The sequence below is a fragment of the Micromonospora mirobrigensis genome, assembly GCF_900091555.1.
Lineage (GTDB): Bacteria > Actinomycetota > Actinomycetes > Mycobacteriales > Micromonosporaceae > Micromonospora > Micromonospora mirobrigensis.
The window spans coordinates 1,348,012-1,374,329 of the sequence record NZ_FMCX01000001.1 but is presented as its reverse complement, the minus strand read 5'-3'; the positions used below and the strand labels follow the sequence as shown (position 1 = coordinate 1,374,329).

30 protein-coding genes, 3 tRNA genes and 1 riboswitch are annotated in these 26,318 nt (G+C 73.7%); of the genes, 12 read left to right on the top strand and 21 right to left on the bottom strand.

Going from position 1 to position 26,318, the window contains the following annotated elements:
• Positions 1–136 precede the first annotated feature (136 nt).
• Complete coding sequence (locus tag GA0070564_RS06555; RefSeq protein WP_007073996.1) at positions 137–346, top strand: BldC family transcriptional regulator; 210 nt, start codon at positions 137–139, stop codon at positions 344–346.
• A 77-nt stretch (positions 347–423) separates the two neighbouring features.
• On the opposite strand, the gene GA0070564_RS06550 is transcribed toward GA0070564_RS06555, so the two are convergent.
• The gene (locus tag GA0070564_RS06550; protein WP_091603857.1) at positions 424–804 is read right to left on the bottom strand and encodes a PPOX class F420-dependent oxidoreductase; all 381 of its coding nucleotides are present in this window, start codon (positions 802–804) and stop codon (positions 424–426) included.
• A 53-nt stretch (positions 805–857) separates the two neighbouring features.
• Between GA0070564_RS06550 and GA0070564_RS06545 the strand changes: the two genes are divergently transcribed.
• Positions 858–1,637, top strand: a complete 780-nt coding sequence (locus GA0070564_RS06545) for a class I SAM-dependent methyltransferase (RefSeq protein ID WP_091604683.1) — start codon at positions 858–860, stop codon at positions 1,635–1,637.
• Positions 1,638–1,716: 79 nt separating this feature from the next.
• Here the strand turns inward: GA0070564_RS06545 and GA0070564_RS06540 are convergent, their stop codons facing one another.
• Positions 1,717–2,022: a hypothetical protein gene (locus GA0070564_RS06540; RefSeq protein ID WP_091603854.1), complete on the bottom strand. Its 306-nt coding sequence runs from the start codon at positions 2,020–2,022 to the stop codon at positions 1,717–1,719.
• Between the two features lie 158 nt (positions 2,023–2,180).
• On the opposite strand from GA0070564_RS06540, the gene GA0070564_RS06535 reads away from it, so the two are divergent.
• Positions 2,181–3,038, top strand: a complete 858-nt coding sequence (locus tag GA0070564_RS06535) for a 3-hydroxyacyl-CoA dehydrogenase family protein (protein WP_091603852.1) — start codon at positions 2,181–2,183, stop codon at positions 3,036–3,038.
• Positions 3,035–3,778, top strand: coding sequence for an enoyl-CoA hydratase/isomerase family protein (locus tag GA0070564_RS06530; RefSeq protein WP_091603850.1), 744 nt, complete (start codon positions 3,035–3,037; stop codon positions 3,776–3,778). The genes GA0070564_RS06535 and GA0070564_RS06530 overlap by 4 nt, the downstream gene beginning before the upstream one ends.
• 56 nt (positions 3,779–3,834) lie before the next feature.
• On the opposite strand, the gene GA0070564_RS06525 is transcribed toward GA0070564_RS06530, so the two are convergent.
• Positions 3,835–5,166, bottom strand: a complete 1,332-nt coding sequence (locus tag GA0070564_RS06525) for an ABC transporter substrate-binding protein (protein WP_091603848.1) — start codon at positions 5,164–5,166, stop codon at positions 3,835–3,837.
• A gap of 166 nt (positions 5,167–5,332) precedes the next feature.
• Here GA0070564_RS06525 and GA0070564_RS06520 point away from each other — a divergent pair, with 166 nt between their 5' ends.
• Complete coding sequence (locus tag GA0070564_RS06520; RefSeq protein ID WP_091603845.1) at positions 5,333–5,725, top strand: hypothetical protein; 393 nt, start codon at positions 5,333–5,335, stop codon at positions 5,723–5,725.
• A 48-nt stretch (positions 5,726–5,773) separates the two neighbouring features.
• Here the strand turns inward: GA0070564_RS06520 and GA0070564_RS06515 are convergent, their stop codons facing one another.
• The gene (locus GA0070564_RS06515; protein WP_091603842.1) at positions 5,774–6,190 is read right to left on the bottom strand and encodes a hypothetical protein; all 417 of its coding nucleotides are present in this window, start codon (positions 6,188–6,190) and stop codon (positions 5,774–5,776) included.
• Positions 6,191–6,300: 110 nt separating this feature from the next.
• Here GA0070564_RS06515 and GA0070564_RS06510 point away from each other — a divergent pair, with 110 nt between their 5' ends.
• On the top strand, positions 6,301–7,005 hold the full coding sequence (locus GA0070564_RS06510) for a DUF2786 domain-containing protein (RefSeq protein WP_091603839.1): 705 nt from the start codon (positions 6,301–6,303) through the stop codon (positions 7,003–7,005).
• Between the two features lie 49 nt (positions 7,006–7,054).
• Here the strand turns inward: GA0070564_RS06510 and GA0070564_RS06505 are convergent, their stop codons facing one another.
• Complete coding sequence (locus GA0070564_RS06505) at positions 7,055–7,567, bottom strand: SRPBCC family protein (protein WP_091603835.1); 513 nt, start codon at positions 7,565–7,567, stop codon at positions 7,055–7,057.
• 222 nt (positions 7,568–7,789) lie between these two features.
• Between GA0070564_RS06505 and GA0070564_RS06500 the strand changes: the two genes are divergently transcribed.
• The gene (locus tag GA0070564_RS06500) at positions 7,790–8,674 is read left to right on the top strand and encodes a hypothetical protein (RefSeq protein WP_091603832.1); all 885 of its coding nucleotides are present in this window, start codon (positions 7,790–7,792) and stop codon (positions 8,672–8,674) included.
• Between the two features lie 15 nt (positions 8,675–8,689).
• Here GA0070564_RS06500 and GA0070564_RS06495 read toward each other — a convergent pair whose 3' ends face one another.
• Both GA0070564_RS06495 and GA0070564_RS06490 read right to left on the bottom strand, forming a co-directional pair.
• A complete protein-coding gene (locus GA0070564_RS06495) occupies positions 8,690–8,875 on the bottom strand; it encodes a hypothetical protein (RefSeq protein WP_091603829.1) in 186 nt (61 codons plus the stop codon).
• Positions 8,876–8,885: 10 nt separating this feature from the next.
• Complete coding sequence (locus tag GA0070564_RS06490; RefSeq protein WP_091603826.1) at positions 8,886–9,293, bottom strand: DUF3224 domain-containing protein; 408 nt, start codon at positions 9,291–9,293, stop codon at positions 8,886–8,888.
• Between the two features lie 69 nt (positions 9,294–9,362).
• Between GA0070564_RS06490 and GA0070564_RS06485 the strand changes: the two genes are divergently transcribed.
• Positions 9,363–9,689 carry a hypothetical protein gene (locus GA0070564_RS06485; protein WP_141714708.1) on the top strand — a complete coding sequence of 109 codons (327 nt, stop codon included), beginning with the start codon at positions 9,363–9,365 and terminating at the stop codon, positions 9,687–9,689.
• Positions 9,690–9,801: 112 nt separating this feature from the next.
• Here the strand turns inward: GA0070564_RS06485 and GA0070564_RS06480 are convergent.
• From GA0070564_RS06480 to GA0070564_RS06445, 8 genes are all read right to left on the bottom strand, one after another.
• Positions 9,802–9,875: transfer RNA gene (locus GA0070564_RS06480), tRNA-Phe, on the bottom strand.
• 84 nt (positions 9,876–9,959) lie between these two features.
• A tRNA-Asp gene (locus tag GA0070564_RS06475) sits at positions 9,960–10,033 on the bottom strand.
• A 32-nt stretch (positions 10,034–10,065) separates the two neighbouring features.
• Positions 10,066–10,138 (bottom strand) — tRNA-Glu (locus GA0070564_RS06470).
• 153 nt (positions 10,139–10,291) lie between these two features.
• Complete coding sequence (locus tag GA0070564_RS06465; RefSeq protein WP_091603820.1) at positions 10,292–11,131, bottom strand: polysaccharide deacetylase family protein; 840 nt, start codon at positions 11,129–11,131, stop codon at positions 10,292–10,294.
• A 74-nt stretch (positions 11,132–11,205) separates the two neighbouring features.
• Positions 11,206–12,150, bottom strand: coding sequence for a MerR family transcriptional regulator (locus tag GA0070564_RS06460; RefSeq protein WP_091603817.1), 945 nt, complete (start codon positions 12,148–12,150; stop codon positions 11,206–11,208).
• Positions 12,140–12,745 (bottom strand): isopentenyl-diphosphate Delta-isomerase, encoded by a 606-nt coding sequence (gene idi / locus GA0070564_RS06455; RefSeq protein WP_091604680.1) that lies wholly within the window; start codon positions 12,743–12,745, stop codon positions 12,140–12,142. Before idi ends, GA0070564_RS06460 begins: the two co-directional genes overlap by 11 nt.
• A 25-nt stretch (positions 12,746–12,770) precedes the next feature.
• Positions 12,771–14,252, bottom strand: coding sequence for a phytoene desaturase family protein (crtI, locus tag GA0070564_RS06450; protein ID WP_091603814.1), 1,482 nt, complete (start codon positions 14,250–14,252; stop codon positions 12,771–12,773).
• Between the two features lie 28 nt (positions 14,253–14,280).
• Positions 14,281–15,435 carry a polyprenyl synthetase family protein gene (locus tag GA0070564_RS06445; RefSeq protein WP_091603811.1) on the bottom strand — a complete coding sequence of 385 codons (1,155 nt, stop codon included), beginning with the start codon at positions 15,433–15,435 and terminating at the stop codon, positions 14,281–14,283.
• 65 nt (positions 15,436–15,500) lie between these two features.
• Between GA0070564_RS06445 and GA0070564_RS06440 the strand changes: the two genes are divergently transcribed.
• The 3 genes from GA0070564_RS06440 to GA0070564_RS06430 all read left to right on the top strand — a co-directional run bounded on the left by GA0070564_RS06440 (position 15,501) and on the right by GA0070564_RS06430 (position 18,242).
• The gene (locus tag GA0070564_RS06440) at positions 15,501–16,415 is read left to right on the top strand and encodes a phytoene/squalene synthase family protein (RefSeq protein ID WP_091603803.1); all 915 of its coding nucleotides are present in this window, start codon (positions 15,501–15,503) and stop codon (positions 16,413–16,415) included.
• A complete protein-coding gene (locus GA0070564_RS06435; protein ID WP_091603800.1) occupies positions 16,412–17,734 on the top strand; it encodes a cryptochrome/photolyase family protein in 1,323 nt (440 codons plus the stop codon). Before GA0070564_RS06440 ends, GA0070564_RS06435 begins: the two co-directional genes overlap by 4 nt.
• Positions 17,735–18,095: 361 nt before the next feature.
• Positions 18,096–18,242 (top strand): hypothetical protein, encoded by a 147-nt coding sequence (locus GA0070564_RS06430; protein WP_218104878.1) that lies wholly within the window; start codon positions 18,096–18,098, stop codon positions 18,240–18,242.
• Positions 18,243–18,246: 4 nt separating this feature from the next.
• Here GA0070564_RS06430 and GA0070564_RS06425 read toward each other — a convergent pair whose 3' ends face one another.
• A complete protein-coding gene (locus tag GA0070564_RS06425; protein WP_091604674.1) occupies positions 18,247–19,347 on the bottom strand; it encodes a serine hydrolase domain-containing protein in 1,101 nt (366 codons plus the stop codon).
• Between the two features lie 92 nt (positions 19,348–19,439).
• Between GA0070564_RS06425 and GA0070564_RS06420 the strand changes: the two genes are divergently transcribed.
• A complete protein-coding gene (locus tag GA0070564_RS06420; RefSeq protein ID WP_091604671.1) occupies positions 19,440–20,924 on the top strand; it encodes a dihydrolipoyl dehydrogenase family protein in 1,485 nt (494 codons plus the stop codon).
• On the opposite strand, the gene GA0070564_RS06415 is transcribed toward GA0070564_RS06420, so the two are convergent.
• From GA0070564_RS06415 to GA0070564_RS06395, 5 genes are all read right to left on the bottom strand, one after another.
• Complete coding sequence (locus tag GA0070564_RS06415; protein WP_091603797.1) at positions 20,921–21,682, bottom strand: crotonase/enoyl-CoA hydratase family protein; 762 nt, start codon at positions 21,680–21,682, stop codon at positions 20,921–20,923. The two genes, GA0070564_RS06420 and GA0070564_RS06415, sit on opposite strands and share 4 nt — an antisense overlap.
• A 196-nt stretch (positions 21,683–21,878) precedes the next feature.
• Entirely contained in the window at positions 21,879–21,983 is a 105-nt protein-coding gene (locus GA0070564_RS06410) for a DUF397 domain-containing protein (protein WP_091603795.1), read from the bottom strand.
• A gap of 164 nt (positions 21,984–22,147) precedes the next feature.
• Complete coding sequence (locus tag GA0070564_RS06405) at positions 22,148–23,143, bottom strand: ribonucleotide-diphosphate reductase subunit beta (protein ID WP_091603792.1); 996 nt, start codon at positions 23,141–23,143, stop codon at positions 22,148–22,150.
• 2 nt (positions 23,144–23,145) lie between these two features.
• Positions 23,146–25,416, bottom strand: coding sequence for a ribonucleoside-diphosphate reductase subunit alpha (locus GA0070564_RS06400; RefSeq protein WP_425412425.1), 2,271 nt, complete (start codon positions 25,414–25,416; stop codon positions 23,146–23,148).
• Between the two features lie 195 nt (positions 25,417–25,611).
• Positions 25,612–25,777, bottom strand: a riboswitch (cobalamin riboswitch).
• A 116-nt stretch (positions 25,778–25,893) separates the two neighbouring features.
• Positions 25,894–26,304, bottom strand: coding sequence for a hypothetical protein (locus GA0070564_RS06395; protein ID WP_141714707.1), 411 nt, complete (start codon positions 26,302–26,304; stop codon positions 25,894–25,896).
• Positions 26,305–26,318 lie beyond the last annotated feature (14 nt).

Here is a 26,318-nt window from a genome sequence, read left to right as displayed (position 1 = left end):
CGGGCATGGTTCATCCGTCCGTCTAGGGACCTTCATCCGTTCGGCCCATGTCGGACATCGGGGACTAGCCGGACCATGGGAGACGCGTCGGCCGGCGGGACCCCGGCCGATGTCTATACATGTGGAGGAGTGACCGATGGCATCGCGAACGCACGAACCAGAGCCGCTACTCACGCCGGCCGAGGTGGCGTCGATGTTCCGTGTCGACCCGAAGACGGTGACCCGGTGGGCCAAGGCTGGCAAGCTCAGCGCCATCCGGACGTTGGGCGGTCACCGCCGCTACCGCGAGTCCGAGGTGCGGGCCCTGCTCCAGGGACAGATCCCCCAGCAGCGACAGGGCGACTGACCGACCGGGAGCACCGGAGAAGAGCGTTCCGATCAGGGGCGGTGGGCGACGAGCCCGCCGCCCCTGACTCGTATTTCTCACCCGTCCAGCACGACCCGCAGCCCCACCGTGCCCGCCTCGCCCCGGCGCAACCGGCTGCCCAGCAGACTCAGCCGGCCGAGCAGCCGGTACTTCTGCTTCATCAGGTCACGTACCCGGCGGGTGCCGTCCCGGTCGCAAATGCTCGCGTGCGCCGGCAGGGCCGCGCCCCGCGGGTTGCCCCGCACGTCGCACGGCGCCACCGTCACCCGGCCGTCGCGCCGGATCCGCTTCACCTTGCCGGAGTCCGACACGGTCCACACCGCCAGCGCGTCACCGTCGCGGACCGCCCACACCGGGGTGGGCACCGCCCGGCCGTCCTTGCGGAAGGTGGTGAGCAGGACGTACTTCTCCGCCGCCAGGCGGTCCAGGTCGGTCACGCCGCCAGGATACGGCCGCGACAGCCGGCGGACGCCCGGATAGCGTGACCGACATGGTCGGGGAACCCACGGTCGGCGACGTGTTCGGCGAGATGATCCGGGACGCGTACGCCGTCGCCACCGGAATCGGCCCTCGGCCACTGGTCGGCGGGCGCCTGCCCCGACCGGTCATCGAGATCATCGAGCGGGATGACGGCCTGGTCAACGGCGCCCCCACCGAGCACTACCTCGCCGGTCCCGCCGACTGGCAGCCGTACGACCACCGGGCGGTGGACCGGGTCCGGGGCCGCACCCTCGACGTCGGGGTGGGTGCGGGCCGGATCGCCCTGCACCTCCAGGAGCGCGGCGTGCCGGTGGTCGGGCTGGACACCTCGCTCGGTGCCCTGCGGGTCTGCCGGCACCGCGGCCTGCGCGACGTGGTCCACGGCACCGTCGACCAGCACGTCGCCGACGGCCACCGCTACGACACCTTCCTGCTGCTCGGCAACAACCTCGGCCTGATCGAGGGGCGGGAGCGGGCGCCGGCCTTCCTGGCCGCGCTGGCGGCGTTGGCCCGGCCCGGCGCGCAGGTCGTCGCGCACGGCACCGACCCCTACGGCACCACCGACCCGGTGCACACCGGCTACCACGAGCGCAACCGCCGGCGGGGCCGGCTCGGCGGGCAACTGCGACTGCGGCTGCGCTACCGGCAGCTCGGCACCGAGTGGTTCGACTACCTGGTCTGCTCGGTCGAGGAGCTCGCCGAGCTGGTGCACGGCACGCCGTGGCGGCTGACCGACGTGGACACCGCCGACGCGCCCTACTACCTGGCCACCCTCACCCTGGCCCGCTGAGCCGCGCCGCGCCGGGCCGGGACGTTAGGAGGGGCCCCTTGTTAACGCTATGCGTTAACAAGGGGCCCCTGCTTACGCCTCAGACCTGGACGGTCGGGGGGAGCTGCTCGGGCGGCAGGCCACCGTCGCCGTCGACCACCTCGTCCGGGGTGCCGTCCTCGTCGATGTCGACCATGGTGATGTCCACCTTGCCGTCACCGTCGGTGTCGAACTGGAACAGGTCGGCCTTGCCGTCGCCGTCCGTGTCCACCACCCAGACGTCGGTCCTGCCGTCGTTGTTGGTGTCGGCGCGGAGCAGGTCCACGCGCTCGTCGCCACGGGTCTCCACCGTCGCGGTGGCCTCCGCCGTGGCGGTGGTGTCGACGCTCTCCGGTGCCTGGCTCATGTCCACAGTTCCTTCCCTCGGTTGACGGCCGTCAGTACCCGATCCGGCCGGCCCCCACGCATGCCGTCCGCGGGGCTGCTGCATAGGGTCGCACCCATGAGCGAGCGGCCCCGCGCGACGGAGACCCCGTGCGCCGCCGTCCGCAGCGGAGGAGCGTCATGAGTGGTCGTTTTGTCGTCGTCGGGGCCGGCACCATGGGGCTCGGCATCGCGTACGTGGCGGCCGGCGCGGGCTACCGCGTCGAGCTGGTCGAGGTGGACCCGGCGCGCGGCGCCGCCGCCGTGACGCGCCTCGGCGAGCTGTGGGAACGGGGGGTCGCGCGGGGCAAGCTGACCGCCGCGGACGCGGCCGCCAACCGGGAGCGGCTCACTCTGCGGGCCGGTCTCGCCGAGGTCGCCGAGCGGCCCGACGTGATCGTCGAGGCGGTGCCGGAACGGCTGGACCTCAAGCGGGCGGTGCTCCGCGAGGCCGAGGGACGGCAGCCGGTGCTGCTGGGCAGCAACACCTCCAGCATCCCGATCGCCGAGCTGGCCGAGGGGCTGGACCGGCCGGCCGACTTCATCGGGCTGCACTTCTTCAACCCGGTCTGGGCGATGGCGCTGCTGGAGGTCGTGGTGGGCCCGGCCACCGCGCGGGAGACCACCGACGCAGCCGTCGCGCTCGCCGGGCGGCTGGGCAAGGACCCCGTCGTCGTACGCGACATGCCCGGCTTCGCCACCTCCCGCCTCGGGGTCACCCTCGGCCTGGAGGCGATCCGGATGGTCGCCGACGGGGTGGCCGCCCCGGCCGACATCGACAAGGCGATGGTGCTCGGCTACCGGCACCCGGTGGGCCCGCTGGAGCTGACCGACCTGGTCGGGCTGGACGTGCGGCTGGACATCGCCCGCACCCTCCAGGCCGCGTACGGGGACCGGTTCGCGCCGCCGCCGCTGCTGGTGGAGATGGTGGCCGACGGCAGGCTGGGCAAGAAGTCCGGCCAGGGCTTCTACACCTGGAAGGACGGTGCCCGCTCATGACCGGGCTGCGGATCGAGGAGCGGCCGGACCGGCTGGTGGTGACCCTGGACCGGCCGGAGAAGCGCAACGCCATCGACGCGGACCTGATCGGCGAGCTGCACGCGGTCTGCGCCGAGCTGGAGGCGAACCCCCGGCTGCTGCTGCTCACCGGCGGGGCGGAGGGCATCTTCGCCGGCGGGGCGGACATCGCCCAGCTGCGGGAACGCGGCCGGCTCGACGCCCTCGCCGCCATCAACCAGGCCGCCTTCGCCCGGATCCGGGCGCTGCCGATGCCCACCGTGGCCGCCGTGGACGGTCCGGCGCTGGGCGGGGGCGCCGAGCTGGCGTACGCCTGCGATCTTCGGGTCTGCACGGACCGTGCGGTGTTCGGGCAGCCCGAGGTGCGGCTCGGCATCCTGGCCGGCGCGGGCGCGACCTATCGGCTGCCGGCGCTGATCGGTGAGGCCCGGGCCAAGGAGCTGCTCTTCACCGGCCGGCGGGTCGACGCCGAGGAGGCGCTGCGGATCGGCCTGGTCAACCGGGTGGTGGCCGAGCCGGCGGAGCTGCTGGCGACCGCGCACGCCCTGCTCGACGAGATCGCCAAGGGCTCCGCGCTGGCGCTGCGACTGACCAAGCTGGCGGTGGACTCCCCGCCGGCCGCCCACCCCCAGCTGGACCTGCTCAGCCAGGCGGTGCTCTTCGAGGACGAGGAGAAGCACCGCCGGATGACCGAGTTCCTGGAGCGCCGCCGCTCCCGCTGAACGCGCCCGGACACGACGGGGCCGCACCGGCTCGCCCGGTGCGGCCCCGTCCACGTTCAGTGCCGGATCGGCACCCCGGCATCGGCCAGCGCGCTGATCACGGCGGCCGACTCGCCGAAGCCGATCAGCAGCACCGCGTCGGCCCGGAAGCTCTTGATCTCGGCGGCGCCGGCGGCGAAGTCGACCGTCTTCCCCTTGGCCGGCGGCTCGTAGGTCACCAGCTTCATCTGGTCGGCGCCGATGCCGGCGCCCTCCAGCTGGGCCCGGACGCTCTCCTGGAGGCCCTCGCCGTAGGAGTCCTTCCGGGCCACCAGGGCGATCTTGTGCGGGCCGTCGCGCAGGATCACGTCGGCCAGGGCGCGGCCCTGGAGGCTGTCCGGCGGGGCGGTACGGAAGTAGAGGCCCTTGTCGTCCACCGAGGTCAGCCCGGCGTCGGTGTTGGACGGTGAGAAGAGCACCCGCCCGGCGGCCGCCACCTGCGGCAGCACCTCCCGGGAGATGCCCGACGCGCCGGCGCCGATGATGACCTGCACGCCCGCCGCGACGTGCCTGGCGACGGTGGCCTTGGCGATCGCCGGGTTGGTGCCGTCGTCGCCCGGGATCCAGGTCACCGGCTTGCCGAGCACCCCACCCGCGGCGTTGACGTCGCGCAGCGCGAGGGCGACGCCGGCGGCCAGCGGCGGGTTGGCCAGGGCCAGGTCACCGGTCTGCGGGAGCAGCCCGCCGAGGATCAGCGGACCGGCCTTGCCGCCGCCCTGCTTCCGCGGCTTCGGCGGCGACTTCGTGCTGGCGCCGGACTCGTCGCCCGCGCCGACGAACTCGGTCTTGCCGTCGTTGATCTTTTCGCCGTCGAAGTGCAGGGTCGCGTAGCTGGCCGTGGCCGGCTCCCCGGCGTCGGTGAACCCCGCCCGGGTCAGCGACACACTCCGGTACTCGATGTCCCGGCCCTCGCGGGCCAGCCGCAGGCAGAGCGCCACCGTCTCGCAGCGCTGCCCGTTGTTGGTCACACCGACGATCTGCCGGGCGATCGCCCGGGGCTCGGTGGTCCCGGCGAGCTGGGTGGCGAGCGCGCTGATCGCCACCGCGTCGTACGCCTCGGCGGAGTAGAGGAAGTCGGTCAGGTCCGGGTCGACGGACAGTAGCCGCTTCTTGAAGTCGTCGGGCAACGGCGTGAGCGGGGTGGTGCCCTTCATGCCGTCGACCAGGTCGGCCCGATCCTTCAACTCCGCGGGGAAGGAGTTGAGCATGTTGCCGTCGGTGCCGTAGAGGCGCACCTGGGCGGCCCCGGGCTCCTCTTCGGGCTTGTCGTCCCCACACGCGCTGGTGGCGAGCAGGAGCGTCGCGCAGGCCACCAGGGCCTTGGCGCGCGAACCGCGTGAAACGAGCATGGTCGTCCTTCCTCCGGCGAAGGTCCGCTGCGCACATTAGCGTGCCGCCGTGGCCGGCGGGATCGTGGAGGCGGGTCAGTCGGTTCGTCGACAGCCCACCGTCACGTGGGGTGACCGGCAGCTCCGTGAGGGTCACCGCTTGACCGGCCGTCCTACTGTTCGGCAGGTGACCGACCTGCCAGAGCAGACCCTCGACGACGCCGCGGCCGTGCTCCGCTCCGCGCTCTCCGGCGACGGCGACGGCGTCGTCGGCACCTTCGACGCGGTGGTCGACCGATCCGGCCTCGCCGGGGCGTACGGCGTGGCCTGGTGCCTGGCCGCGACCATGCTCGGGGACGCGCCGGCCACGACCGGTGCGGCCCTGGACTTCCCCGGCATCGACCAGGCCGGCTACGACACCCGCTGGGTGGCCCGGTTCGTCAGCGCGTACGCCAACCACGACGCGGACACCGGGGAGGCGCTCTTCGGCGCGGCCGTCGCCGACGGCCTGCTGCCGGACTGCCTGCTCACCCTCGCCGGCTCGACGGTGGCGACACTGCGCAGCCGCGACACCCCATGACGTCGCGGCGCCCGGTCCTGGGGAGCGGGCGCCGCGACCCCACGACGGTCAGAACGCGTGGTACGCCACCAGCGGCTCGTACTCGTAGCGCAGGTTGTCGAAGCGGACCCGGAAGTTCACCCCGTCCCGGACGTCGGTCGCCACCGCGATCCAGCCCGACTTCGCCGGCAGGTACGTCCAGCGGTTGCAGCCGTCGGTCTTGTCCACGAAGATCACGCACGCCTCCGTGCCGAAGGCGCTGGCGTTGCGGACGTTGATGTCCCGGCACCGGCTGGTGGTGCGGTAGGTGCCCGCCTCGCCGCCCCAGCTGCCGGTCTCGAAGTACGAGCGGACGGCGCCGCCGTAGCAGGTCGTGGCGATGCCGACCGGGCCGTCGTCCGGCTCGGCGGCCGACGCGGGTGACCCGACGGCGAGCAGGGGAAACGCCGCGGTCACGGCGATCAGGCGGACGACCGGATGTGCCATGGGTGCCTCCAGGGGGTGGAATGGACCCTGTGTTGCGGACAGGGAGCTGAGCGTGGTGATGGTACCGGTCGATGTCTGCCGCAAGCCCCGCCTGTGATAGCTCTGATGCCATGTCCGAGGCCATGCTCAGCAAGGTGCGCAAGCTGCTCGCCCAGGCCGAGGACCCGGCCTGCACGCCGCAGGAGTCCGCCGCCTTCACCGCCAAGGCCACCGAGCTGATCGCCCGCTACGGCGTCGACCGGGCGCTGCTCGCCGCCCGTGACCCGGCCAGCGACCCGGTCGGGGACCGGCAGGTCGAGGTGTTCGCCCCGTACGCCCGGGACAAGGCCGGCCTGCTCGCCGCGGTCGCCGACCCGCTGCGTTGCCGCTGCGTACGCCGCCAGCAGGGCAGCGGCTTCGTGCTGCACCTCTTCGGCTTCGCCAGCGACCTGGAACGGGTCGACCTGCTCTTCACCTCACTGCTGGTGCAGGCCGCGCACGGGCTGGCCGGCACGCCCGTGCCCGCCGGGGAGCACCCCGGCGCCTTCCGCCGGTCCTGGCTCGCCGGTTTCGCCCAGGTGATCGGGGAACGACTTCGGGCCGCCGAGGCGGACGCCGTCGAAGGCTCCGGTGCCCCGTCCGTCGCCCTGGTGCTGGCCGACCGGTCCGGTCGGGTCGAGCGGCGGCTCGCCGAGGCGTACCCCCGGCTGCGCACCGCGGCGCCCCGCCGGCTGGCCGGTGGCGGATTCGGCTCGGGCGCGGCGGCCGGCCGACGCGCCGACCTCGGGGATCCGGGCGTCGCCGCGTCCGCCCGCCCCCGCCCGCTGCCCCACTGACGGCGGCGCTCGGCGGGGCCCGGTTGCCGCAGAACGGCCGGGCCGGCGGTCAGCCCTGCCGGGTCACCGAGGCGAGATAGCGGGACAGCAGCTCGTGCCAGCCGGCGGTGAGCGCCTGGCGGTAGCCCTCTGCGGCGGCGCCGTGCCGGTCGAAGTGCCGGTGCTCCACCACGACCCGGGTCCGCCCCTCGCCCTCGGGTTCGAAGCGGACCTCGACCTCGCTGGCCAGCGCGGGATCGGGCAGCGGCACGCGGTCCGGGCCGATCTGCCAGGTGAAGACGAGCCGCCGGGGCGGGTCCCAGGTGAGCACCCGCCCCCAGTCGCTGCGGAACCCGTACGGGCCGATCTCGTAGAGCAGGCCGCCGGCGCGCGGCTCCATCCCGAGCTCGGCCAGGGCGCGCGGCCCGGACCAGGTGTACTCGTGGACCCACCAGTCCTTCATCGCGCCGGTGAAGACGGCGAACGCCCGCTCCGCGGGCGCTGGGGCGAGGAGGGTGGTCCGTAGCCAGTACCGGTCGCAGTCCTGGCGGAGGTCGCCCGGTGCGGCCATCTCCTGTCCCATAGGCCCGGACCATACCGGCTCATGCCCGACCACGCAGCTTCGCGGCGGGACCGCTTCACGACCGTGATCCGGCCGCCATTCCGACAGCCGTACGCCCGTCCGGCTGGGTCTGCGGGTCGTCCCAGGTGAGCGCCCCGCAGCCGGTGGATGGCGGAGCGGAAAGCGGGTAACCGCCGCACGGGTCCGTGGCGGACGCGGGATCGGCGGGGTGAGCGGGGAGCGATGGGCGAGAGCGGAGCCGGACAGCAGGAGCCGGAGCGGACCGGGCAGCGGGCCGTCGGTCGGGACGTCGAACCGGACGTCCTGCTCGACATACCGGAGGTGTCGGTCGAGTCCATCCGGCTGGCGGTGGACCGCCTCGACGCCGACGTGTCGCTGCGGACCCGGCTGGCGAACCTGCTGCAGCTGGACGCCGGGGTGCGGGTGCACATCGAGGGGGTCGAGCTGGACATCACCGGGGTGCACGCGGAGGCGCTGCTCAAGGTGCGCCTGGAGAAGCTGGTGGACATCCTCGACCGGGCGCTGACCACGATCGACCGCAACCCGGAGATCATCCTTGCGCTGGCCCGGACCGCCGAGCTGGGCGTCGCGGACGCCACCCGCGCGGCGACCCGGATCACCGACGAGGCCGCCTCCGTGGTCGGGGATCCGCTGGGCGCGATCGAGGGGGCGGCCGACCAGGCCGGGCGGCAGTTCGGGTCGATCAACCGGGTGACCAACGAGGCGTTGCGGACCCAGGCCGACGTGCAGTCCGGCCCGCGACCGCCCGAGGCGCCGGCGGGTGGCCTCACCACCGAGCCGTCCGCGGGGCCCGGGGCACCGGTCGGACCGTCGCCGGAGCCGCCGGCGGGCCTGCCGCCCGAGGAACCGGCCGCGCCGCCCGAGGAGCAGCCCCGACCGGCCGCGTCGGAGCAGGAGAAGGAGGCAGGGGAGCCGTCGGCCGGGCCGGCGGAGCAGGCCGAACGCGGCGAGACGGGCGAACGCGGCGGCGGGCAGCTCACCTCCCAGGCGGGGGAGAGCCTGCGCCAGGCCGGGCGGAGCGTCTGGGAGGCGATCCAGGGCGGTATCGCCCAGCGCCGCCAGGGGCAGCAGCGTCCGGACCGGTAGCGGCCCTCCTGACGCTCAGGGACGCCGTGCCCAGCCCAGGGGCTGCGCCAGCACGATGATCAGCGTACCGAGCGGACCCCACAGGCTGGGTACGAAGTACGGCCGATGGTCCAGGCCCTTACGGTCGACGAGCCGCTGGTTCAGCCGGTAGAAGGCGAACAGCGCCACCAGGCAGACGAGGGGTACGACGAACCTCGCCATCGTGCTCTCCTCAGCCGATCTGGTAGTCGAACCAGATCCGGTGGCTGCCGTCGGCGTCCACGGCCAGCCCGCCGGTGCCGGTGATGCCGGCGAGTTCGCCGGTGCCGCTGGACGGCACGATCGTGAAGAACTCGCCGCTGCGGTCGCTGCCGGAGGTGGCCGCGGAGTGGACGAAGTTGAAGGCCCCGTGCCGCCCGTTCAGCGAGCCCTCGAACGACTCCATGGCCACGTACGTGCCGACGCCCGCCGCCTGGTCGTACGCGGCGGTGAAGAGCGTCGCCGAGCGCCCCTCCACCTCGCCGGTGTAGCGCTTCTCCAGCTTGGAGATCCCCACCGGCAGCGCGGTCTTGACGGCGGGCTCCGGCACCAGCTCGGTGGGGACGAAGGCCGCGACGGTGAACGTGCCGGCTGCTCTCATGAGCGGCAGCGTACGGCAGGACGGCAACGGCCGTGGGCGGGAATTGACAGCGCTTGAATGATGGGTCGCATGAGTGTGGATGACCCTGATCCGGTGGCGCTGGCCCTGCGTCTCGTTCTGGTGGCCCTCGGCTTCGGCCTGGTGCTGATCGGCGGGCGGGTGGCGGTGACGCGACGGTTCCCGGTGGCCTGGGTGCGGGTCGCCCACCTGACGGCGGCCCAGCGGTCCGAGCCGGTCCGGTGGGGTGGCACGGTGGCCCTGATCGGTGCGGGCGTGCTGGTCCAGCAGGTGCCGTCCCTCGCCTCCGTGCCGCACCCGGTCGGCAGCGTCCTGTTCGCGGTGGCGCTGCTGCTCGTGCTGGGCGCGCTGGGGTGGTGGACGCTGGTCCGACGCTGACCCGGCGCGGGGCCGCGAGGCGGCCGGTGAAGGCCGTCGGGGCCCGGGAAAAGCAAGATCCCCACCCGCGTTTCCGCTGGTGGGGATCTCTGTAGCCCGGCGAAAGGCTATGTGGCCAGGGGCGGGGTCGAACCGCCGACCTTCCGATTTTCAGTCGGACGCTCGTACCAACTGAGCTACCTGGCCGTACCGCTCGGAACATCGTACCCGCGAGGGTATCTGCTCCGATACGCAGAACGCCGCGCAAACATCGCGCGGCGTCAGCGCTTGCGGTCCTGACGGGACTTGAACCCGCGACCTCCGCCTTGACAGGGCGGCGAGCACTCCAACTGCTCCACAGGACCTTGCTCTGTTGCCTCCGACCGAAGCCGGATCGTGCCCCCAACGGGATTCGAACCCGTGCTACCGCCTTGAAAGGGCGACGTCCTGGGCCGCTAGACGATGAGGGCGGCCCCGCCATCATTGCACACTCGCAACTTCAAGCGGACTTGCTCCCATCCGGCCCCGCCGGAGGCTTGGAAAGCATACGTGATGATCGGCTGGCCGACCAAATCGGTATGGCGCGGCGCACAGTCGAGCGCATAACCGCAGGTCAGCGAGGGTCAGCGGAGCCGGGTCACGCCGTACCGGCGCTTCAGTTCGGGGATCAGGAAGCGGCAGGCGGCCATGGTCGAGGCGCGGTTTCCCCCGCCGTCGTGCATCAGGACCACCGCGCCGGCCCGGACCGTCGTGGTCACCCGCTTGGTGATCACCGGCGGGGCGGGCCTCGCCCAGTCCTGCGGGTCGACGCTCCAGTGCAGCGGTCGCATGCCGAGCTGCCGGGCCACCGGGATCTCCTCGCCGGTCCAGCGGCCACCGGGCTGCCGGAAGAAGGGCACCTTGGCGCCCGGCGCGGCGGCCTGGATGGCCCGGTTGGTGCGGACCAGGTCGGCCCGGATCTCGGCCAGCGGTCGGCGGCCGAGATCCATGTCGTGCCGCCAGCTGTGGTTGCAGAGCTGGTGCCCCTCGCGGACGATCCGGGCCACCAGCTGGGGGTGCCGCTTCACCTGGACGCCCACCACGCAGAAGGTCGCGGTGACGTGCGCGGCGCGCAGCTGGTCGAGCAACTGCGGGGTCCAGGCCGGGCTGGGTCCGTCGTCGAAGGTGAGGGCCACCGCCCGCACGCCGGTGTTACGGCGCAGGTCGGCCGGGAGCTGCTTCGGCAGCGGCCGCAGCTTCGGCGGGGGCGGCGGGGTGGGCCGGACGGGACGCGGCGGACTGCTGGGCGTCGGCTCCGGCTTCGGGGCGGACGTCGGCTCCGGCCCGGTGGGGGCCGGTGTGCCGGAGGCGGCCGGGACGGGACCACCCGCGCCGGCCCCGACGACGTGCCGGACGGGGTCCCCGCAGCCGCTCAGGGCGAGCAGCAGGCTGAGGCAGATCGCCGATACGGCGCGTGAAGTCATGTTCGCTCCGGAGGGGATCGGTGCGCGGACCGACCTGACGGTAATGGACGGAGCGTGACGTTCGGTAGATCCGTTCAGCTTGTCATGGTCTGGTCCAGGGAATCCCGGACGGCCACGGCGAGTGACACCGCCTCGGCCAGGTCCACCGGCCGGACCACTCCGGCGGGCAGCATGTCGGCCCGCCAGCCGGGCCCGGCGGCGAGCACCAGCAGGGGTCGGCGCGGGGCGGCCAGCAGGGCCGCGAGCTGGGCGGGGTCGGCGGTGGCCCGGGTGTGCGACCAGACCACGACGGCGGCGGGACCGGTCCGGTTGACCGCCTCGACCAGGGCGGCGGTCGGCACCCGCGCGCCGAGCATCCGATATGCGACACCCACCTCGGCCAGCGCCGCGCCGAGCGCCTCCAACGGCAGGGTGTGTTGTTCCTCATCGGCGCAGGAGAGCAGGACCCGGGCCGGGCCGGTGGCCGGGGCGGACCGGGCGACGGCGGCGAACGCCTCGGAGACGCACCGGGACATCAGGTGCTCGACGTCGATCAGCCCGGCGGTGGCGGCGTGCCGCTCACCGATGCCGGCCAGGACCGGGCGGAGCAGCCCCTCCCAGGTGGCCACCACGCCGTCGGTGGCCAGCGCGTGCGCGATGGTCTCCCCGATCGCGGCCGAGTCCAGTCGCATGGCGGCCGTGGCCAGCCCGCGCGCCGCCGGTCCGGCCCGGCCCACCGGGATGGTGAGCCCACCGCCGTGCCGGGCCGGTCGCAGCCGACCGGACCCGGCCAGCTCGGCCGGGTCCACCGCGGGTGCCTGCCGGGCCCACCGGGCCGCCTCGGCCGGGGTCACCCCCTCCGCGGTGAGCTTGCGCATGATCTCCAGGCGCGCCAGGTCGGCCGGCGTGTAGCGCCGGTGGTGACCGGGGACGTGCTGGCTGGGGCCGAGACCGTACCGCTGGTGCCAGGTGCGCAGCGTGGTGACCGCCACGCCCAGCCGGCGCGCGACGGCCCCCGCGCTCAGCGCCTCATCGGCCACCCGACCGCTCCGACGCGTCGTCGTGCGCGGGGGTGCCGACCGGCTTTCCGGAGCCGGCGTCGGCGGAGCGCAGCAGTCGGCTGACCACCCCGCCCAGCCAGGGGGCGTACGCGCGGGGGTCGGCATCGATCTCCGACATCAGCCGCACCGGGTCGACCCAGCGCAGCTCGGCCACCTCGTCCGGGTCGGGCAGCACGGTGACGTCGGCCGGCACGTCGGCGCGGAGCACGTGGTCGTACTCGAACTCGACCCGGCCGGTCGCCGGGTCCTCGGCGTAGTAGACGTACACCCCGACCTCGGTGAGGGTGACCGGCGCGGCGCCGAGCTCCTCGCCGAGGCGCCGGTTGGCGGCCTCGGCGAGCGACTCCCCGGGCGCGGGGTGACCGCAGCACGAGTTGGCCCAGCGCAGCGGGAACCGGGTCTTCACCGCGGCCCGTCGTTGCAGCAGCACCCGCCCGTCCGGCGCGACCAGCAGCACCGAGAACGCCCGGTGCAGCCGGCCGGGTGGCCGGTGGGCGGCGGAGACGGTGGCCTCGCCCAGTGGCTGGCCGCCGTCGTCGACCAGCTCGACCAGATGGGCCTCGCGGGCGCTCACCTGGTCACCCGGGCGGTGGCGGCGTTCATCGGCCGGCACCGGTGATCCGGTTGGCGGCCAGCTTGCCGGAGATCAGCACCATCGGCACGCCGACGCCGGGCTGGGTGCCGGAGCCGGTGAAGACCACGTTGTCGAGGCTGCGGTGCAGGTTGGACGGGCGGAACGGCCCGGTCTGGAAGAGGCTGTGCGCGGCGGCGAACGGCGTGCCGGCGGCCATGCCCTGCTCCTCCCACTCGGCGGGGGTGATCGTGCGCAGCACCTCGACGCCGTCGCCGAAGCCGACGTAGCCGCGCTCCTCGAGGGTGCCGATCAGCTGGTCGGCGTAGCGGCGGCCGAGGTCACCCCGCCAGTCGAACGGCGCCCGGTCGAGGTTGGGCACCGGCGCGAGCACGTAGTACGTGTGCCGGCCGGCCGGGGCGACCGAGGGGTCGGTCCGGCTCGGGTTGGTGACCAGCAGCGACGGGTCGGTCATCAGCTCGCCGCGGCGGATCACCTCGTCGAAGGTGCCCTTCCACTTCCGTCCGAAGTGGATGTTGTGGTGGGCGATCTTCTCATAGCCCTGCTTCGAGCCGACGTGCAGGACCACGCAGGAGGGCGAGTAGGTCAGCTTCCGGGCCCGCCCCTCGGGCAGCAGGTCCCGGTAGGCGACCGGCAGGTCCGGGTTGAGCACCACCACGTCGGCCGGGACGAACTCGCCGTCGGCGGTGACCACGCCGGTGGCGCGGCCGTTGGCGGTCTCCACCCGGTCGACCGTGGTGCCGTAGCGGATCTGCACGCCGTGCTTCTCGGCGGCGCCGGCCATCCCGCGGGACACGGCGTGGATGCCGCCGCGCGGGAAGAACACCCCGGCCACCGAGTCGAGGTACGCGATGACGCTGTAGATGGCCAGCGCGTCGTGCGGCGCGAGGCCGGCGTACATGGCCTGGAAGGAGAAGATCCGCTGGGTACGCGGGTCGCGGAAGAACTGGTTGATCTTGGTCTGGAGTCGCCGGAACGCGCCGTTGGCCAGCAGCTTCAGCAGGTTGGCGGTGATCAGGTCGGTCGGGGCGTCCAGGTTGCGGTCGATGAAGTCGGCCCGCTCCCACTCCCAGAGGTTGCGCGCGTAGTCCACGAAGCGCAGGTAGCCGTCGGCCTCCCGCGGCCCGCAGACCCGGGAGATCTCGGCCGCCATCCGGGTGGTGTCGGTGAGCACGTCCAGCGTCGACCCGTCCGGGTAGTACGCCCGGTAGGCCGGGTCGACCGGGGTCAGGTCGAGCCAGTCGTCCAGCTCCTCGCCGACCGCGCCGAGCGCCTCGGCGATCAGGTCCGGCATGGTCAGCACCGTCGGGCCGGTGTCGAACTCGTACCCGTCGACGCTGAGCCGGCCGGCCCGCCCGCCCGGCACCGGCTCACGTTCCAGGACGGTCACCTGTCGTCCGCTGCCGGCCAGGTGCAGCGCGCACGCCAGCCCACCGAGGCCCGCGCCCACGACCACCACCCGGTCCGTACGTCCGTTCACGGTCCGCACGTGACCACCTCCTTCGCAAAGTTGCCCATCATGCCCGTCGCTTGGTCGCGGCGGTGGCGAGACCGGTCAGCGCGATGCGCGCCGTCTCGTCGATCGACGCGGACTCCAGCGCGGTCAGCGCCTCGGTCACCCGTTCGTCGATCATGCGGCCGATCCGGTGCACGGCACCGGTGTCGACCACCAGCTCGGCCAGCAGGTCCACGTCCCGGTCGGTGAGGGCCTCACCGACCCGGTCCAGGGACCGGCGCTGCGCCGGCGTGGCGAGCTGCCGGGCCACCATCAGCAGCGCGGTCGGCTTGCCGGTACGCAGGTCGTCGCCGGCCGGTTTGCCGGTGGTCTCCGGGTCGCCGTACACGCCGAGGAGGTCGTCGCAGAGCTGGAACGCCTCGCCGACGGCCAGGCCGTAGCGGGTGTACGCGGCGATCAGCGGCGCGTCCGGGGCGACGCCGGCCAGGCAGGCGCCGAAGAGCAGCGGGCGCTGGACGGTGTAGCTGGCGGTCTTGTAGCGGGCCACCCGCAGCGCCCGGTCCACCGACCAGTTCGCCGCGTCGTGCTCGCCGAGCACGTCGAGGAACTGCCCGGCCACCGTCTCGACGCGCATCTGGTCGTAGCAGCGCCGCACGTCGAGCAGTCGGGCCGGGGGCAGGGCGGCGTGGCCGAGCAGCCGGTCGGCCCAGACCATGCAGAGGTCGCCGATCAGCACGGCGACGGCCTCGCCGAACCGGTCCGGGTCGCCGGCGTGCCCGGCCGCGCGGTGCCGCTCGGCGGCGGCCCGGTGGGCGGTGGGCAGGCCCCGGCGGGTGTCGGAGGCGTCCATCACGTCGTCGTGGACCAGGGCGAAGGTGTGCAGCAGCTCCAGCGCGGCGAGCGCCGGCAGCACCGGCGGCAGCGGCTCGTCGCCGCCGACCACGCCCCGCCAGCCCCAGTACGCGAAGGTCGGGCGGACCCGTTTGCCGCCGGCCAGCACGCAGTCCCGCGCGGTGGCGGCGAATCCGCCCATCGCTGCGTCGATCCCGCCGAGCGAGGCGACCTCGGTGGCCAGGAAACCGGCGAGGGTCTCGTCGACGGCGGTGATCAGGTCCCTGGTGAAGGCGGCCAGCACGCCGCGGACCGGATCGTCCCCGTCGCCGATTCCGGCCGGGGCGACACTCAGCGCATTACCCGCAACTGCGTCGTTGGCCATGTTGGCGAGCGTACCCTAGGGTTACGAGTTGCGTCGATTGGTGCGTCGATAATTGAGGAGGGCCGGTGGAAAACGATCTCACCGCTGCCTATGACCGGAGCCGTGAGCTGCACAGACGCCATGGCCGCACCTACTATCTCGCCACCAGGCTGCTCCCCGCTTGGAAACGGCGTCACGTGCACGCTTTGTATGGCTTCACCCGGTTCGCCGACGAGATCGTCGACCGGACCGAGGACCTTCCGCCCGCCGAACGCGCCGCCCGCCTCGACGAGTGGGCGTCCCGCTTCCTCGCCGGCCTGCACGGCGAACCGGTCGACGACCCGTTGCTCCCCGCCGTGCTGCACACCATCGCCGTGTTCGACCTGGACCGCGACGACTTCGCGTCGTTCCTGCGCAGCATGGCGATGGACCTCACGGTCACCTCGTACCGGACCTACGACGACCTGCTCGACTACATGGAGGGCTCGGCCGCCGTCATCGGCACGATGATGCTGCCGATCCTGGGCAGCCACGACCCGGCGGGTGCCCGGGAACCCGCCCGGCAGCTCGGCTTCGCCTTCCAGCTCACCAACTTCATCCGGGACGTCGCCGAGGACCTGGACCGGGGCAGGACGTACCTGCCGGACGAGGACCTGGCCAAGTTCAACGTCAGCCGCGACGACCTGTTCGCCGCGCGGGCCGCCGGCCGCACCACCGGGAAGATCCGCGAACTGATCGAGTACGAGGTGACCCGCGCCCAGGCCCACTACGCCGCCGCCGCGCCGGGCATCCCACTGCTCAGTCCCGCCTCGCAGGCCTGCATGCGCACCGCGTACGCGCTCTACGGCGGCATCCTCGACGAGGTGGCCGCCCAGGACTACGACGTCTTCGTCCGGCGGGCCCTGGTCCCGCAGCGACGGCGGATGTCGGTGGCCGCCCGGGCCCTGCTCACCCGGACCGGGACGCCGGTGCTGGTCCCCGGGCCGACCCCCACCCCGTGAGCGGGCGTACGGCGGTCGTCCTGCTCACCCGCGACCTGCGGCTGCACGACCACCCGGCGCTCGCCACCAGCTGCGCGGCCTTCGACCGGGTGGTGCCGCTGTACGTCCTCGACCCCGCGCTGGCCGAGTGGTCACCCAACCGCACCCGGTTCCTGCACCAGTGCCTCGCCGAGCTGCGCGACGCGCTCCGCGAGCGCGGCGGCGACCTGGTGATCCGCCGGGGTGACCCGGTGGCGGAGACGATCCGGCTGGCCGGTGAGGTGGGCGCCGAGGCGGTGGCGCTCTCCGCCGACGTCAGCCGGTACGCCGCCCGGCGCGAGCGCCGGCTGCGCGAGGAGTGCGAGCGGCACCGGCTGCACCTGAAGCTCTTCCCCGGCCTGACCGTCGTCGAACCGGGGGCGGTGCGCCCGACAGGTGGCGATCACTACCGGGTGTTCAGCCCCTACTTCCGGGTCTGGCAGGGGGTGGACCGGCGGGCGGAACTGGCCGCCCCGAAGCGGGTCGAGCTGCCCGACGGCGTCCAGGTCGGGCGGCTGCCGGCGCTGCCGGAGGGCGAGTCACCGGACGCCGCCCCCGGCGGTGAGTCGCACGCCCGGCGCCGGCTGAAGCAGTGGCTGCCGACCCTGGACCGGTACGACGACATCCACGACGACATGGCCGGCGACGAGACCTCGCGGCTCAGCCCGTACCTGCGGTTCGGCTGCGTCTCCCCGCTGGCGGTGGCCGAGCGGGCCGGCGACCGGTCCCACCCGTTCGTCCGGCAGCTCTGCTGGCGCGACTTCTACTACCAGGTGACCGCCGCCTTCCCGGAGATCTCGACGAAGGCGTACCGGCGCGGCGCGAGCGAGGACTGGCGGTACGACGACGAGGCGATGGCCGCCTGGACCGAGGGCCGGACCGGCATGCCGATCGTGGACGCCGGGATGCGGCAGATGCGCGCCGAGGGCTGGATGCACAACCGGGCCCGCCTGATCACCGCCGGCTACCTGACCAAGGTGCTCGGGCTGGACTGGCGGCCCGGGGTGGCGGTCTTCGCCCGCTGGCTGCTCGACGGGGACGTGGCGAACAACTCCGGCAACTGGCAGTGGGTGGCCGGCACCGGCAACGACAGCCGCCCCTACCGGAGCCTCAACCCGGTCCGGCAGGCCGAACGGTACGACCCGACCGGCGACTACGTCCGGCGCTGGGTGCCCGAGCTGGCCTCCGTGGCGGGCAAGGCGGTGCACCAGCCGTGGCGGCTGCCCCCGGAGGCACGCCGGACGCTGGACTACCCGGCCCCGCTGGAGGTCCCCGGCGCCGACCCGGTCTGGATGCGCTGACCAGTCCCACGGTTGCGCTGCCCGGCCGTGGTCGGGCTGCCCGCCTGCGGCTGGGCTTGGCCGATCAGCGTCACCGAGCGCGATTGCCCGGCCGCCCCGCCGACCTGTCTCCGCTCCCTTTGCTCTGCTGCCACCCGCGCAACAGTCACCGAAAGTCACCCGCAGTGGCCGTCATGCGGGCTCTCCAGATGGTTGAACCGCTGTTCAGCACTGTGTTGCTTGGGTGGCAGCAGAGCAAAGCGGCGGAGGAAGGAACGTGGACCCGGGCGGGCTGGTGACGCCGGGTGATCGGCGGCGCCCGTAACGGAAGGTGACGGGGGCGGGTGGGCGGCGATGCTCCCGCCCCCACGGCGGAAAGTCGGTGGAGCTGCTGCGGGCCGCCGGGGTGACCCTGGCCGTGGTCGGCACCGGCGGGGAAGACGGGCACGCCCCCGCCCGCCGGACGTACGAGAAGGCGGGATTCACCGGGTTGCCGTTGGTCCGCTACTACGCGCGGCTGGACGGCTGAGGAGTCACAGGCAGGAGTGCAGCGCCTCGACCAGCTCGTCGACCCGGTCGTGGGCGGCCAGCCGGGCCGTCGCGTAGGCGAAGGTGTAGCCGCGTTCCGGGTCCGCCCAGGCGCTGCTGCCACCGATCCCGCCCATGCCCCAGCTGCCGTCCGGCTCCCACTGCATGCCCAACGTCCAGTACGCCCGCCGGTCCAGCACCAGGTCCGGGCCGTCGTACTGCACCCGGGTCGCCTCCGCCACCAGGTCGGGGGAGAGCAGCCGTACGCCGTCCAGGGTGCCGCCGGCCAGCAGTCCGCCGTAGAGGCGGGCCAGCGCGGTGGCGGTGGCGTGCAGGTTCACCGCCGGGATCTCCGCGGCCCGCCAGGCCGCCCCGTTCACCACCGCCACGTCCCGGCCACCGGGCGGGTTGTCCAGCGCCCGGGCCCGCAGCGACCCCGGCTCACCCCGGGTCGCGTCCGGCCAGCCCCGATCGGCGTACGACAGGTCGGCGCACCGCCGCCGGTCGGTGGCACCCAGTCCGAAGGCCAGGTCGAGTCCCCACGGACCGGCGACCTCCTCGGCCAGGAACCGGCCCACCGTCCGCCCGTCCACCCGCCGGACCAGTTCGCCCACCAGATGCCCGTACGTCCAGGCGTGCTCGCCCGCGCTCGCCCCCGGCTCCCACTCGGGGTCGGCGGCGGCCAGGTCGGCGCAGAGCAGCGCCCAGTCGGTGACCGACCCGGCGGGCCGGGGCACCGGGAAGGCCGGCAGCCCGGCGGTGTGGCTGAGCACCTGCCGCACGGTCGCCGGGGTGCGGAACCCCGGCCAGTACGCCGACACCGGCGCGTCCAGCTCCACCCGCCCCCGGTCGACGAGGATCAGCAGGCAGAGCGCGACGACGGGCTTGCCCACCGAGTAGACGTTCACCAGGGTGTCCGGCCGCCACGGCCGGTCGGCGCCCACCGCCGGCACCACCACCCCGGGTGGGACCGCCGCACGGGTCCCGCCGACCAGGTCGACCACGGTCTCCCCGGCGTACCGGACGGTCAGCGCCGCCCCGGTCTCCCGGCTGGCGGCGAAGAGGTCGTGGAAGCAGTCCCGGACCGGGGCGAAGCGCGCGTGCATCCCGCCACGGTAGGCGGTGAGGATCATTACGGGCGGGGGAATTCCGCCCGGGCGTGGTGGCCGGCGGCCCGGCGGTGCGCAATGCTGGCGGGGTGACGGAGCCGGAGATCGTGGACGTGGTCGTCGTCGGGCTGGGCGTGGGCGGCGAGGAGGTGGCCGGGCGACTCGCCGAGGCCGGCCTCAGCGTCGTCGGCGTCGAACGGGACCTGGTCGGCGGCGAGTGCCCGTACTGGGGCTGCATCCCGAGCAAGATGATGATCCGGGCGGCGAACGCCCTGGCCGAGGCGCACCGGGTCAACGAGCTGGCCGGTTCGGCGCAGGTCCGGGCGGACTGGGCGCCGGTGGCGAAGCGGATCCGCGAGGAGGCCACCGACACCTGGGACGACCGGGCGGCGGTGGACCGGTTCACCGGCAGGGGCGGCCGGTTCGTCCGGGGCGCCGGGCGGCTCGACGGCCCCGGCCGGGTACGCGTCGGCGACCAGGTGTACCAGGCTCGGCACGGGATCGTGCTGGGCACCGGCACCCGCCCCTCGGTGCCGCCGATCGAGGGGCTGGCCGACACGCCGTACTGGACGAACCACCAGGCGATCGAGGTCGAGGAGCTGCCGGACACGCTGCTGGTGCTCGGCGGCGGGGCGATCGGGCTGGAGCTGGCGCAGGTCTTCGCCCGGTTCGGGGTGCGGGTGATGGTGATCGAGGCCGCCGACCGGGTGCTCGCCGTGGAGGAGCCGGAGTCGTCCGAGGTGGCCGCGAAGGCGCTGCGCGCCGACGGCGTCACCATCGAGACGGGCGTCAAGGCGGAGCGGGTCAGCCACGACGGTTCGGCGTTCACCGTGCACGCGGGCGGCGGGTCGTACACCGGCGAGCGGCTGCTGGTGGTCACCGGCCGCCGGGCCCACCTGGAGGAGCTGGGCCTGGACAGCGTCGGGGTGGACGCGAAGCAGCGGTACCTGCCGGTGGACAACCGGATGCACGCCGCCGACGGGATCTGGGCGGTCGGCGACCTCACCGGCGAGGGTGCGTTCACCCACATCGCCATGTACCAGGCGGGGATCGTCGTGGCCGACGTGCTCGACCACGTGCGCCGCGCCAAGGGCGGGCCGGACGCCAGCGGCACCGCCAGCGTGGTCGGCGGCGCGGCCGGCGTGGTCAGCGCCGTCGGCGGGGCGATGAGCGCCGGCGGGTCGACCGTCGCGCCCGGCAGCGTCCCGGTCGCCGACTACCGGGCCCTGCCCCGGGTGACCTTCACCGACCCGGAGGTGGGCGCGGTCGGCCTCACCGAGCAGCAGGCCCGGGACCGGGGGATCAACGTGCAGATCGGCTTCGCCGAGCTGTCGTCGTCCACCCGCGGCTGGATCCACAAGACCCCCGGCGACGGCTTCATCAAGCTGGTCGCCGACGCCGACCAGGGCGTGCTGATCGGGGCCACCTCGGTCGGCCCGGCCGGCGGCGAGGTGCTCTCCGGGCTGGTGGTGGCGGTGCACGCGGCGGTGCCGGTCAGCCAGCTCCGGCATATGATCTACGCGTACCCGACCTTCCACCGGGCGATCGAGACGGCGCTGAAGGACCTGCGCTAGGGCGCGGTGCCGTGCCGGCCCGCGCCGGCGGCGAACCGGGCCGCTCCGGCCGCCGCGTCGGTGGCCAGCGAGCCCATCCCGTAGGTCAGCTCGACGGCGAGCGCCTCCGGCTCGGGCCGGCCGGCGGTGGCGAGGACCGAGGCGCGGTCGTTGCGCAGGCAGGTCTGCGGGTGCCGGGCGATCTCGGCGGCGAGCCGCTCGGCCGCCGCCCGCGCCTCGCCCGGCGCGACCAGCCGGTTCACCAACCCCATCGCGTACGCCTCGTCGGCGCCGACGGGCCGGCCGGTGAGGATCAGGTCCATCGCCCGGCTCTCCCCGATGAGCCGGGGCAGCCGGACCGTCCCGCCGTCGATCAGCGGTACGCCCCACCGCCGGCAGAACACCCCGAGGGTGGCGTCGGACTCGGCGACCCGCAGGTCGCACCAGAGCGCCAGCTCCAGGCCGCCGGCCACGGCGTACCCGGAGATCGCGGCGACGACCGGCTTGGACAGCGACATCCGGGTGGGGCCCATCGGGCCGTCGCCCTCCGGTTCGACCCGGTTGCCGCTGGGCGTACCGATGGCCTTGAGGTCGGCCCCCGCGCAGAACGTGCCGCCGGCTCCCCAGAGCACGGCGACCGCCGCGGTGGGGTCGGCCTCGAAGGCGCGGAACGCGTCGGCCAGCGCCCGCGCGGTCGGGCCGTCGACGGCGTTGCGGGCCGCCGGCCGGTCCAGGATCACCGTGGTCACCGGCCCGTCGCGTTCCACCCGTACGCCCATCGGGACAGCATGCCCGGCGGTGCCGCCCGCGCGCCACGGCCCGGGGGCCTGATCGGGCCCACGTTCCGCCTGGGGCCGGTCCTCGCCCACGTTCGGCCCTGGGTCTGTTCCGGGGCCGGTGCCGGCGCGGGGTGGTGTCTTTCGCTGGCTGTCGACCTGATGGCGTGAACGACTCAGGGGCGGGGCCGCCGGCACCTCAAGGGCGTCCGGCCACGTCCCGGACGAAGGATTGCCAGACTGCGGGGGCGAAGGTGAGGGTAGGGCCGGACCGGTCCTTGGAGTCCCGGACCGCAACGGCCATGTCGTGCCGGCGGACCTGACCGAGCGCTTCCTCGCCTGGGCCCGCGCCCGCTGACCGGACCGCGCTGAGTCGTTTGTGCCATCAGGTCGACAGGGTGGCGAAGGGGGCACCCGGGCCCGCCCACCGACGGCGGGACGAGCGGGCCCGGACGGGCTAACGCCGGGTCAGAAGGCCTCGTCCAGCGCCACCGTTCCCCCCACGGCCACCTGGTAGGCCGACACCCGCCGCTCGAAGAAGTTCGTCAGCTCCTGCACGTCCTGCAACTCCATGAACGGGAACGGGTTGGCCGACCCGTACGCCGGAGGAAGGCCGAGTCGGGCGAGCCGCGCGTCGGCGACGTACTCCAGGTAGCGGCGCATGTCGGCGGTGTTCATCCCCGGCAGGCCCTCCCCGCAGAGGTCCCGGGCGAACGCCAGCTCCGCCGCGACGGCCTCGTCGAGCATGGTCCGCACCTCGGTCTCCATGGTGGAGTCGAAGAGTGACGGCTCCTCGGCACGGACCGTGTCCACCACCGAGAAGGCGAACTCCATGTGCATCGACTCGTCGCGGAACACCCAGTTGGTGCCGGTGGCCAGGCCGGAGAGCAGGCCGCGCGAGCGCAGCCAGTAGACGTAGGCGAAGGCGCCGTAGAAGAACAGCCCCTCCACGCAGGCCGCGAAGCAGATCAGGTTGAGCAGGAACGCCCGCCGGTCGGCCCGGGTCTCCAGCCGGTGCAGGCTGCCGATCGAGTCGATCCAACGGAAGCAGAACTCCGCCTTGTCCCGGATCGACGGGATGTGCTCGACCGCCGCGAACGCCTTCACCCGCTCCTCGTGGTCGGGCAGGTAGGTGTCCAGCAGGGTCAGGTAGAACTGGACGTGCACCGCCTCCTCGAAGAGCTGCCGGGACAGGTAGAGCCGGGCCTCGGGCGCGTTGACGTGCTGGTAGAGGTTGAGCACCAGGTTGTTCGCCACGATCGAGTCGCCAGTGGCGAAGAACGCCACCAGGCGGTGCACCAGGTGCCGTTCGCCGGGTGACAGCTTCGCCAGATCGGGTACGTCGGAGGCCAGGTCCACCTCCTCCACCGTCCAGGTGTTGCGGATGGCGGCCCGGAACCGCTCGTAGAACTCCGGGTAGCGCATCGGTCGCAGGGTCAGGTCCATGCCGGAATCCAGCAGCATCGTCACTGGCAGGCCTCGCAGACTTCCGGGTTCTCCAGCGAGCAGGCGACGGCGCTGTCGTCGGCGGGCGCGAGCGCGATCAGGTTGCTGCTCACCGTGGTCTGGGCGATCCGGGTGGCCGGGCGGGACCGCAGGTAGTAGGTCGTCTTCAGGCCGGCCCGCCAGGCGTACGCGTACATCGAGGAGAGCCGGCCGATGGTGGGGCTGGCCTGGAACAGGTTCAGCGACTGCGACTGGTCGACGTAGGGCGCCCGGGCGGCGGCCAGGTCGATCAGTGCCTTCTGCGGCAGCTCCCACGCGGTGCGGTGCAACGCCTTCAACTCCGCCGGCAGGTTGTCCAGCTCCTGGACGGACCCGTCGGCCCGCTTGATCGCCTCGCGGGTCGGCGCGTCCCACCGGCCCAGCCGCTTCAAGTCCGCCACCAGGTGGCGACTGACCTGGAGGAACTCCCCGGAGAGGGTCTCCCGCTTGAACAGGTTCGACACCAGCGGCTCCACGCACTCCGCGCAGCCGGCGATCGACGCGATCGTCGCCGTCGGGGCGATCGCCACCAGCAGCGAGTTGCGCAGCCCGTGCCGGGCGACCTTCTCCCGCAGCGCGGCCCACGCCTCCGGTCGGGTGGGGCGGGCGTCCGGCCAGTGGTCCGGGTGCAGCACCCCGCCCGCCGCCCGGGTCAGCGGGTACGCCGGGTGCGCCCCCTTCGCGGCGGCCAGGTCGGCCGACGCGTCGTACGCGGCCAGGGCGACCTCCTCGGCGATCCGGGTGGAGAGCGCCAGCGCCGCCGCCGAGTCGAACGGCAGCCGCAGCGCGGCGAACACGTCGGCCAGCCCCATCACGCCCAGCCCCAGCGGACGCCACCGCCGGTGCGCCGTCCCGGCCTCCTCGGTGGGGAACCAGTTCCGGTCGATCGCCCGGTCCAGCGCGCCGACCGCGATCCGCACCGTCTCGCCCAGCGTGGCGAAGTCGACCTCGCCGTCCCGCACGTGCGCCGCCAGGTTGATCGAGCCGAGGGTGCAGACCGCCGTCTCGTCGTCGCTGGTCACCTCCAGGATCTCGGTGCACAGGTTGGAGTGGTGCACCACCCCGCCGCCGTTGCCGACCTGGTTGCAGGTGCGGTTCGCCGCATCCTTGAAGGTCATCCAGCCGTTGCCGGTCTGCGCCAGGGTGCGCATCATCCGGGCGTACAGGGAACGGGCCGGCAGCGTGCGGACCGCCCGGCCGGCGGCCTCCGCCGCCCGGTACGCGGTGTCGAACTCCTCGCCCCACAGGTCGACCAGCTCCGGCACCTCCTTCGGGTCGAAGAGCGACCACTGGGCGTCCGCCTCGACCCGGCGCATGAACTCGTCCGGCACCCAGTTGGCCAGGTTCAGGTTGTGGGTCCGCCGGGCCTCGTCGCCGGTGTTGTCCTTGAGCTCCAGGAACTCCTCGACGTCGGCGTGCCAGGTGTCCAGGTAGACGCAGGCCGCGCCCTTGCGCCGGCCGCCCTGGTTGACCGCGGCCACGCTGGCGTCCAGCGTCCGCAGCCACGGCACGATGCCGTTGGAGCGGCCGTTGGTGCCCCGGATCAGCGACCCCCGCGAACGCACCCGGGACCAGGACACCCCGATGCCGCCGGCGAACTTCGACAGCCGGGCGATCTGCGTGTACCGCTGGTAGATCGAGTCCAGCTCGTCCCGGGGTGAGTCGACCAGGAAGCAGGAGGAGAGCTGCTGGTGCCGGGCGCCCGCGTTGAACAGGGTCGGCGAGCTGGGCAGGTAGGCCAGCCGGGACATCCGCCGGTAGAGCGCCGCGGCCTCGGCGACGGTGTCCGACAGGCCGGTGGCGACCCGCAGCCAGAAGTGCTGCGGGCGCTCCAGCACCGCCCGCGTCTCCGGGTGTCGCAGCAGGTAGCGGTCGGTGAGCGTACGCAGGCCGAAGTATTCGAACGCCGCGTCGTGCGCGTGGTCGACCAGGCCGTCGAGGGCGTCGGCGTGCGCGGCCACGAAGCCGGCGAAGTCCGGGTCCAGCAGCCCCTCGGCGTACGCGGCGGCGACGCTGTCGGAGAACCGCAGGATGCCCTGCTCCCGGGTCTCGTCGGCGGTCCGGGCGGCGAGCAGCCGGGCGGCCAGCTTCGCGTACGCGGGCTCCTCGGCGATCAGGCCGGCCGCCGCCGAGATGGCCAGCCCGGTCAGCTCCGCCGCGTCGGCCCGGGCGGTACGCCCCGACTCGACCAGGGCGAGGATCCGCTCCGGGTCGGTGTCGGGCAGGTCGTGCCGGTGCAGCAGTTCCCGCAGTTGGTCGACCGCGGGCGGGGCAAGGGTGGATGACGCCGTCACGTGCTCTCCTGGATGGTCGGTGTGGACCGTGGGGAGGGCACGACGGCACGCCGGAGCGCCGCCGGTCGGTGTGCCGGCGGTGTCCCGTTGCGGCTCGACGGCCCTCCCACGAGGCCCCGAGGTGGTACGCGCACCCGGCGGGCGCGCACTGCTGGCAGGTCTTCGGACTCGCGGGCGGACGCGTTGGCGACGCGCTGGCCTACCGGCCGTCGCTTCCCGGGCCCCGTCGGGCCCAGTGCTCAGTTGACGGCTCTCGTTCCCGCTCACCGCTGCGGGGCAGTCCCGGACTCGCACCGGGTTCCCTGTTCGGCGCGACACCTGGCGGGCGTCGACGCCTGGCGGACCCGTCGGACGGGTCGCACCAGCAGTGCCACTGATCCTAGATGTAGTGGCTCGGAAAAAGCCACTACACCACATGCTGTGGGCGTGTCGGGCTCAGGCTCCGGCGGTCGGCTTCGGGAGGCCCTGGTGGTTGAGGTAGAGCACCGCCCGCAGGTCGGTGCCGTCGTCGTAGAGCAGGAACGTCGACGCCAGCGGAACGTCGCCCTCCCCGTCCAGCCGCGGAGCGCTCCACTCGGTACGGACGAGCAGGTAGTGGTCGTCGAGCCGCTGGTGGTCCACCGAGACCAGCCGGGCCGCGCCGATGCCGGCGGTGGTGAACGCGTCGGCCCGCTTCGGCAGCGCCCGGAGGAACGCGGCGCGGGGCACGGGTCGGGCGCCGGTGGGGTCGGCGGCGAGGAACGGGTCGGTGAAACCGCGGCTCAGCGCGTCGGGGTCGAGCGCCTTCCCGGTGGCGGCGATGGTGTCGAGGAAGCGGCGGAGTCGGCTGTTCATGGTCGTCGTCATGGCCGCCACGCTAA